Origin of the sequence: Acidovorax sp., from assembly GCF_046339755.1 — a bacterium.
Lineage (GTDB): Bacteria > Pseudomonadota > Gammaproteobacteria > Burkholderiales > Burkholderiaceae_C > Acidovorax.
Map to the genome: position 1 here is coordinate 1 of NZ_JBKDTZ010000172.1, position 7,352 is coordinate 7,352.

The following is a 7,352-nucleotide window of genomic DNA, read 5'->3' on the forward strand; positions in this document are numbered from 1 at the left end:
TTCAACCACCACCGGCTGATGGGGCCGCTGGGCCACGTCCCGCCTGCGGAGTTCGAGGCCAATTACCATCGTCAACGCGCTGGTCAGACCGCGACCGTCTGACTTAAACCAACTGGCCTCCTCGAAACCCGGGGCGATTCAACATTGGCGCAATGCGCCTGAGAGAATACCCATCAATGAAAAAGGCAACGTGTAAACACGTTGCCTTTTAGCTCATCTAGAGGCAGCTGAACCTTAACTGACTGGCATTAGGCATAAAGCCCCTTTCAGTGTTTATCAAACATTCCCCATCAAGTCACTCGCAAGCTCAGCCTCCGTCATATCCCGCCGTGTTGATATCGCATGAATAGCTACTTCTAGTGGCTACCAGTCGGGCTCGTCGCAAAAACATCCGCGTGGAAGTCCTGTGCTAACAGGCCCATATCGGAAGCTGCTGTGCGCACTGATTGAACCAGGGAGGGTGAGCCACAGCAGTGCACCACATGATCGTGCAGGTTGCCAAAGTGTGTGCGTAGCGCGTCATCCACCCGACCTGCGTGAGCATCCGCAGGCATATCGCCTAGGTCGGTGATGGCTGCAATGTAGCGAAACTGTGGCCAGACTTTGCGCCACTTGTCGATGGCGCTAGGAAGATACAGGCCCGAGGGGTTGCGAGCCCCCCAGATCAGCGTTATGTCGCGCTGAACCTTGCGTTTGGCTAAGTCATCAAGAACGGATTTAATGGGCGCAAATCCCGTGCCACCTGCAACGCAAATCAGGGGCCTGGTGTCGTCAGGCTTCAGTGCGATGCTGCCGAATGGCAGTTCAATATCTAATGTGTCACCAGACTTCAACTGCTGGACGATAGTGCTGAAGCGGCCACCCGGTACATGCCGGATATGCAATGTGACACCATCACTCTCATGGGGTGGATTGGCCATAGAGTAGCTGCGGCTTTCCCCGTCGTCGAGGTGAATCAGCAGGTATTGGCCGGCTTCAAATTTGGCGCGCTTGCCCGCAGGCAGGCGCAGGCGCAGCAGCGAGACATCGGGTGCCGCCAGTGTATTGCTGTACACCTTGGCCGGAAAACGTTTGCGGGCTTCCGGGTCGAGGCGGCGAAAGGAGCTCGGCTGAATACGGATATCGCTGGCGGCGGTGCAGCTGCACAGCAATACCTGCTCCGAGGTGCAGAGTTCGCTGCGCACGGCCATGCCATTGAAGGAAGTAATATTTCCATCGAGCAGGGTGCTCGCACAATTGCCACAGCTACCTTTGCGGCAGGAATAAGGTAGTTCGATGCCAGCCTGCAGGGCCGCATCCAGCACGGATTGCCCGGGCGCGCAGGGGAACTCGATATCAGAGTCGTGGATATGGATTTGGTGATTCATGGAAGGGCCTCAGACCTGTTGGGCTCCGAGCAGGGCGATCGTGCGCAGGAGGGCCGTGGAGTCAGCCACGCCACGGCCTGCAATGTCCATGGCGCTGCCATGGCCCACACTGGAAAGCACCACCCTGCCACCGATGGAGAGTGCGCTGGCTCCGTTAGGTGCCAGCAGCTTGATGGGGATATGGCCCTGATCGTGCAGCATGGCTACATACAGGTCGTGCTTGCGCTGTGCCAGAACCATGTCAGCTCCCATGGGGCCGTCTACTGCTAGGCCGCGCTTGCGCAGTGTCTCGACAGCGGGAACGGTGATCTGGGAGTCCTCCAGGCCGAACAACTGTCCTTCAGATGCATGAGGGTTGATCCCGAGTACAGCGACTTTTGGTTTAGGTACCCCGAGTAAGGTGCATGTCTGCACGGCAGCCTGCGCCGCGTTGACCACCAACTGAGGAGAGAGCCGCTCCAATGCGCTGCGCACGCTTTCATGCAAAGTGACATGCACTATGCGCAGGCCAGCTCCTACCAGCATCAGGAATACCTGGTCTTCGTTCATGTCAAGAACATTGGCGAGCAAAGATGGGTAGCCGCTGAACGCTATGTCCGCGCGGTGAATGGCCGTTTCATGGTGGGGGCAGGCGATGACGGCGTCGACTTCGCCGTTTTCGCACGCCCGGATGGCTGCTGTTGCAGATTGCACCGTGGATAGGCCTGCCTGCGGGGTGATCTCTCCCCATTGCACTGGTTGTGCCAGCGAGCCGGCTTCCTCATGAATGAGGTCTTGAAGAAGGGGCTCCATTTGGCAGATCTGCGCTGCTTGTTCAAGAGCGCTCCACGGTCCATAGACCTTGATCAGGGATCTTTCGGCGGCAGACAACTGCTGAAGAGCTTTCAGTGCAATTTCAGGGCCAATACCGTGGGGATCGCCGATGGCCAAAGCCAATCTACGGTGCACTATTGTCATAGCGGCAATGCCATCAGTGTGTCCGTCACCGTGCTGTCGCAAACCGCGATGCGTTCTTGCAGGCGTAACTTGCCATCGATCGTGGTGAATTTGTCGAGGTACTCACCGCTGGCAAAGACCTCTGTTTCCCCTGTATGCATGATGCGCAGCACCATGAACGGCGTGGAAGCACTGGCCTGTGTTGCATCGCCTGACTGGATCGAAGGCAGACCCAGAATATGGCGATAGCGATGGCGCTCGTAGATATTGGCTTCGCGCAGCGCAGAAATTCGGTCGGTGAGCATGTCCTGTGAATCCGCCCAGACAATGCCGGCAGCAAGCCCTTCAGCATGATTGTCGACATTGGTGACGCGATAGTGGCAATCCTTCGTGAAGAAGGTTGGCCATTGCTCCATGGCGTCACTGTCTATGGTCTTCGCGTAAGCGGCATTGAAGGCCGCGATTTGAATTTCATTGATCATGCTTGCATCTCCTGTCCCATGTGCTTGCGGTAGGCTTTCCAAAAGCCGCGTACCGAGGTTTCCGTGGCGCGGCCCTCGCTAGAGCCTTCGTGGTCTCCGCCCATCTCGATGACCGCGTCAAGGTCGGCCGCACCTGCGATGCCGCGCTGAACGAATCCACCGACAGCTCCGTCTTCCATGGAAATGAATCCGGCCGGGCCGATGAGGTTGGCCTGTTTGAGTCTGACCTTGCGCTGCTCGGGACTGTCATCTGCATAGCCGAGATAGGTCCAGTTGAGTTCCGAGCTGGAGATGCTCTTGGGCAACAACTGACGCACGGCGATGCTGTTCTGAATCTGCTGCAGCACAAAGCCAGGGAACACAGAAAGGATCTGCAGAGTCACGCCGTCCTCGAACTCCTCGAAGCCCTCTAGAAGGCTGGGATCTTTGAGCCGGTAACGCTCGTTGTCGGTGCGGATGGCCTGGTCCTTGTACGAGTCGTCTTTGGCGCTACGATCGATCATGGAATAGCTCACATGGTGGCCACCCGACTCGTCGACGATGACGCCGCCTTTTTGTGAGAGGCGATTCAGCTCGAAGGTGGTGAAGAACATATGCAGGAGGCTGGCGTGATAGCTGTCCTTCACGTTCTCGAAGTAGAGCTTCCAGTTGTTAGGCAGCTTTTGCGTGAAGCGACCGATGACTTCTACGGGCTTGTGCAGCACGCGCTCTATGCGCTCGCAAATCTCAGGGCCAAGGTAATCCTCAATGCTGGGTACATCCTCGGAAAAACTGCCAAAGACCAAACCGCAAAAGACAGCTACACGGAGCTTGCGCGGGCCATGCTCTTCTTTGCAGAACGAGGCCGGCATGCCACCCTGGCCCTTGACGCCTTTCTCGAAGGCAACGCCGGTCAGATCTCCCTGTCGGTTGTAGCTCCAGGCGTGATAGACGCACTGGAAACTATCCGCACGGCCCGATTTTTCCAGCGCGATGAGCGCGCCGCGATGCGCGCAGCGGTTCTCGAAGGCATAGATTTCCTGGTCGGCATCCCGCACGACAACTATCGGTGTTTCACCAACAAAGGTCGTGCGGAAATCACCCGCCTCGGGGATTTCAGATTCCAGGCACAGGTAGTTCCAGACCTCGCCGCGATAGATGCGCTGCTGTTCCTGATCAGCATTGGCTGTGTCGGTATAGATACCGAAAGGCACGCGCGTATTAGTGGCCCCATGCCACTGGATGATGGATTCTTGCATGTTGATTCCTAAGGGTTAGAGCTTGACGTTGGCGGCCTTCAGCACCTTCTTCCACTTCTCGGTTTCCTGGCGGATGAACTGAGCAGTCTTGGTGGGATCCCAACCGCAGGGCACGGCACCCTGTTCCAGAAAGTGCTTGCGGATGTCATTTGATGACAGAGCCTGGGCCATCTGCTTCTGAAGCCTCTGTGCGATTTCTGCACTCGTGCCTGGGGGAGCCACAACAGAAAAGAAAGTCAAGGCTTGCATGGCGGGCCATTGCTGCTCGGCGAAAGTGGGGACCTGGGGCAATATTTGAGACCGCTGCTCGTCGGCAACGGCCAGAATGCGCACCTTGCCGGCCTGGTGGTAGGTGGCCGACGAGCTGATGTTGTCGAAAAACACATCCACATTGCCACCGATCAGGTCAATCAGTGCCGGGGCTGTTCCCTTGTAAGGGATGACAGTCAGTTCAGTGCCAGTCAGCTGCATAAACATGGCAGCAGTCAGGTGAGATGTGGAGCCGTCGCCTTGCGTCGCCACAGTCACTTTTTTGGGATTGGCTTTGGCGTATGCAATGAACTCGCCAAGTGACTTAACAGGCAGCTTCGGGTTGATGACCAGGGCGTTGGGCACTGTGGCCAAAATCGTCACCGGTACCCAGCGAGTCGGGTCAAAGCTGAGCTTCTGATAGAGGTTGTGGTTGATGGCGATGGGCCCCGGAGGGGAGGCCAGCACAGTCATTCCGTCCGGCGGTGCCCGGAACACTAGATCGGCACCGATGTTTCCACCAGCCCCGGGCTTATTTTCAATGATCACGCCACCTGCGTAGTCCGCGCGGATTTTTTCGGCTACTAGGCGCGGCAGTACATCGGCGGTACCTCCCGCTGAGAAAGGCACGACGATCTTGAGAGGTTGATTTGACTGAGCCAGGCTACCTGTTGCAGCGACCGCAGCGGCAATGCCGATCAATGCTTCGCGTCTGCGAATGGATGCGTTGCGCATCTTGTCTCCTTCTTGTGTGGGGAACTGCAGTATGGGGATGTCGTACTTTGTGTTAAACCTGTTTTTGCGCTATGCGCAAAAATGTTGAAAACACCTTGATTTGATCGCTATGCAGGACAAGAACTTTGTGGAATCGCTGCGCAAGGGATTGGGGGTACTGACTTGCTTTGACCGTCGGCATACCCGGCTCACGCTGTCGGAAGTGGCCAGGCTCACGCAGTCCACACCAGCATCGGCCAGACGTTCACTCAGCACGCTGGTACAGCTTGGCTATCTAGAGAGTGACGGGAAGCTGTTCTGGATGCAGCCCAAGTCGCTGCTGATCGCCTATTCATTTCTGTCATCGCGCCCCATGCCTGCGTTGGCCCAGCCGCTACTGGACGCACTGTCGGAGCGCACCAGAGAGTCCGCTTCGCTTGGTACTTTGTTGGAAGACGATGCCATCATCATTGGCCGTTCGACCGCACGGCGCAGCTTGAGCACGGGCCTAGGAATAGGATCTAGGTTGCCGGTGTACTGTTCTGCGATTGGTCGGGTGCTGTTGTCAGGACTCCCCCAGCAGGAGGCGCGTGCAAGGCTGGAGATGATTGAGCGGATGGCTCTGACCCATCAGACAGTGACTGACTTGGAGGAGTTGCTGGGTCTGCTTGATACTTGCCGGCAATCCGGATGGTCATGCAGCGATGGAGAGTTGGAGCTGGGTGTGCGCTCCATGGCGGCGCCAGTGCGCGACCCTCAAGGCAACACAATTGCTGCCATGAGCATTGCAGTTAGAGCAGAGAGACTCAGCATGAGCGAGTTCAAAGAGACTTTTTTGATGCCGCTGAAGCGCGCTCGCAATGAGTTGGAAAAAAAGTTGTATCCGCAAGGGATGTAATGCGCCACCATGTCTTTGCCTAGCGCAGCGGCTGAGGCTCGGGTTTGCGCCGTCCTTCCGATGTCGGGCGCATGCGCGGGGCGTGCAGTTGTTCCTGATCGGACCGGGCAAGCCCAAGCCTGAGAGCGAGCACAAACCCTTCAAGGCGTATGAGCCTGGCTATGTGCATGTAGATGTGAAGTACCTGCCCCAGATGCAAGATGAGGACAAGCGCCGCTATGTCTTTGTTGCCATTGATCGGGCCACACGCTGGGTGTTCATTGATATCAAGCAACACAAGACGGCAGCGTCCGCCAAAGCCTTCTTGGCCGCCGTCCGCAAAGCTGCAGCATTTAGGATTCACACCATCCTCACCGACAACGGCAAAGAGTTCACAGACCGCTTGTTTGGCAGTCGCACTCGCCAGCCCACAGGCGAGCACGAATTCGTCCAGCTATGCCAAGCACTGGGGATAGAACATCGGCTCACCAAGCCCAGGACGCCAAAAACCAACGGCATGGTCGAGCGCTTCAATGGTCGCCTGAATCAAGTACTGCGCTCGCACCACTTCAACAGCGCAGAGGATTTGGAGAAGACGCTGCACAGGTTTGTCTGGCTGTATAACCACCACTTACCGCAAAAGGCACTGGGACACGAAGCCCCAGTTCAAGCACTCAAAAAATGGAAGATGAAAGCACCTGATTTATTCGTCAAGAACGTGCGCAATCATCCGGGACCTGACAATTCTTGAATCCCAATGCCGCCGAAAGCTGTGCAGCCTCTTCCCTTAACAGCGCGGCATAGCCCTGCACAACCTCTTCGTCGAGTCTTGCGCTGGGACCGAATAGCCCTAGCGATCCCACCACGCGGCCGCTGCTGTCGAAGAACGGCGCAGCAATAGCGACAGCGCCCTCAATCAGCTCATCGCGACTGGTGGCGTAGCCTTCGAGGCGAATCTGCTTGAGCTGTTCGGTGCACCGCTTAGCTTCGGCGGCGTTTTCCGCGCCATAAGCGCTAAGGTCTTGCTTGCTCACGTTCAGCCATGCCAGGATCGAGCGACCACTGGCGCCCCGCACGAGCTTCTCGCGATAACCTACGCCCCGCTTGAAGCTCAGAGGCTGCGTGCTGGGAAGTTCGGCAACACATATCCTGAAAGCACCCTCATGTACGTGCAGGGAAATGGTCTCGCGGGTTTTCTCCCACAGGCGGCGCATCATGGGTTGGGCAACGGTTTCGTAGCTCATGCCTGCGGACCAGGCATGAGCCATCTGAGCGACTGCCGGGCCGAGCCGGAAACGCTGGGGTTCGCCCTCGGAAACGAGAAACCCCTTGGTATTGAGCGTATCGAGGGGTCTCCTCGTTTTCAGTGCAATAAGTGACGGTACGCAAAGCTAGCACTGGCGCGGGGGTGGTCTGGGTAGACCGTTGATTTCATTGACTTTCCTGTTCGCTTTGTAAACGGGTATGGTGGCCTCCCACTTTTGAGGTT

At 57.1% G+C, this 7,352-nt stretch carries 7 protein-coding genes and 1 pseudogene; 2 read left to right on the plus strand and 6 right to left on the minus strand.

Annotation, left to right across the window (positions count from 1 at the left end):
* Positions 1-356: 356 nt before the first annotated feature.
* The 5 genes from ACK59X_RS14360 to ACK59X_RS14380 are packed head-to-tail and all read right to left on the minus strand — an operon-like array spanning position 357 to position 5,007.
* Entirely contained in the window at positions 357-1,367 is a 1,011-nt protein-coding gene (locus tag ACK59X_RS14360) for an FAD-binding oxidoreductase (protein WP_409958085.1), read from the minus strand.
* A 9-nt stretch (positions 1,368-1,376) separates the two neighbouring features.
* Entirely contained in the window at positions 1,377-2,324 is a 948-nt protein-coding gene (locus ACK59X_RS14365; RefSeq protein ID WP_034369198.1) for a PdxA family protein, read from the minus strand.
* Positions 2,321-2,785 carry an aromatic-ring-hydroxylating dioxygenase subunit beta gene (locus ACK59X_RS14370; protein WP_034369201.1) on the minus strand — a complete coding sequence of 155 codons (465 nt, stop codon included), beginning with the start codon at positions 2,783-2,785 and terminating at the stop codon, positions 2,321-2,323. The genes ACK59X_RS14365 and ACK59X_RS14370 overlap by 4 nt, the downstream gene beginning before the upstream one ends.
* Complete coding sequence (locus tag ACK59X_RS14375; protein ID WP_034369204.1) at positions 2,782-4,023, minus strand: aromatic ring-hydroxylating dioxygenase subunit alpha; 1,242 nt, start codon at positions 4,021-4,023, stop codon at positions 2,782-2,784. Before ACK59X_RS14375 ends, ACK59X_RS14370 begins: the two co-directional genes overlap by 4 nt.
* A 15-nt stretch (positions 4,024-4,038) precedes the next feature.
* Positions 4,039-5,007 (minus strand): Bug family tripartite tricarboxylate transporter substrate binding protein, encoded by a 969-nt coding sequence (locus tag ACK59X_RS14380; RefSeq protein WP_034369207.1) that lies wholly within the window; start codon positions 5,005-5,007, stop codon positions 4,039-4,041.
* Between the two features lie 109 nt (positions 5,008-5,116).
* Between ACK59X_RS14380 and ACK59X_RS14385 the strand changes: the two genes are divergently transcribed.
* Together ACK59X_RS14385 and ACK59X_RS14390 are read left to right on the plus strand one after the other, a co-directional pair.
* Positions 5,117-5,884, plus strand: a complete 768-nt coding sequence (locus ACK59X_RS14385; protein ID WP_034369210.1) for an IclR family transcriptional regulator C-terminal domain-containing protein — start codon at positions 5,117-5,119, stop codon at positions 5,882-5,884.
* Between the two features lie 109 nt (positions 5,885-5,993).
* Positions 5,994-6,614, plus strand: a pseudogene (locus tag ACK59X_RS14390) (DDE-type integrase/transposase/recombinase); the annotation flags it as partial.
* On the opposite strand, the gene ACK59X_RS14395 reads toward ACK59X_RS14390, so the two are convergent.
* The gene (locus tag ACK59X_RS14395) at positions 6,574-7,107 is read right to left on the minus strand and encodes an IclR family transcriptional regulator (protein ID WP_242608422.1); all 534 of its coding nucleotides are present in this window, start codon (positions 7,105-7,107) and stop codon (positions 6,574-6,576) included. The pseudogene ACK59X_RS14390 and the gene ACK59X_RS14395 sit on opposite strands and share 41 nt — an antisense overlap.
* Positions 7,108-7,352: the final 245 nt, after the last annotated feature.

Coding starts and splice junctions, on each gene's coding strand:
- ACK59X_RS14360 (WP_409958085.1), bottom strand. CDS start 1,367: ATGAATCACCAAATCCATATCCACGACTCTGATATCGAGTTCCCCTGC.
- ACK59X_RS14365 (WP_034369198.1), bottom strand. CDS start 2,324: ATGACAATAGTGCACCGTAGATTGGCTTTGGCCATCGGCGATCCCCAC.
- ACK59X_RS14370 (WP_034369201.1), bottom strand. CDS start 2,785: ATGATCAATGAAATTCAAATCGCGGCCTTCAATGCCGCTTACGCGAAG.
- ACK59X_RS14375 (WP_034369204.1), bottom strand. CDS start 4,023: ATGCAAGAATCCATCATCCAGTGGCATGGGGCCACTAATACGCGCGTG.
- ACK59X_RS14380 (WP_034369207.1), bottom strand. CDS start 5,007: ATGCGCAACGCATCCATTCGCAGACGCGAAGCATTGATCGGCATTGCC.
- ACK59X_RS14385 (WP_034369210.1), top strand. CDS start 5,117: ATGCAGGACAAGAACTTTGTGGAATCGCTGCGCAAGGGATTGGGGGTA.
- ACK59X_RS14395 (WP_242608422.1), bottom strand. CDS start 7,107: ATGAGCTACGAAACCGTTGCCCAACCCATGATGCGCCGCCTGTGGGAG.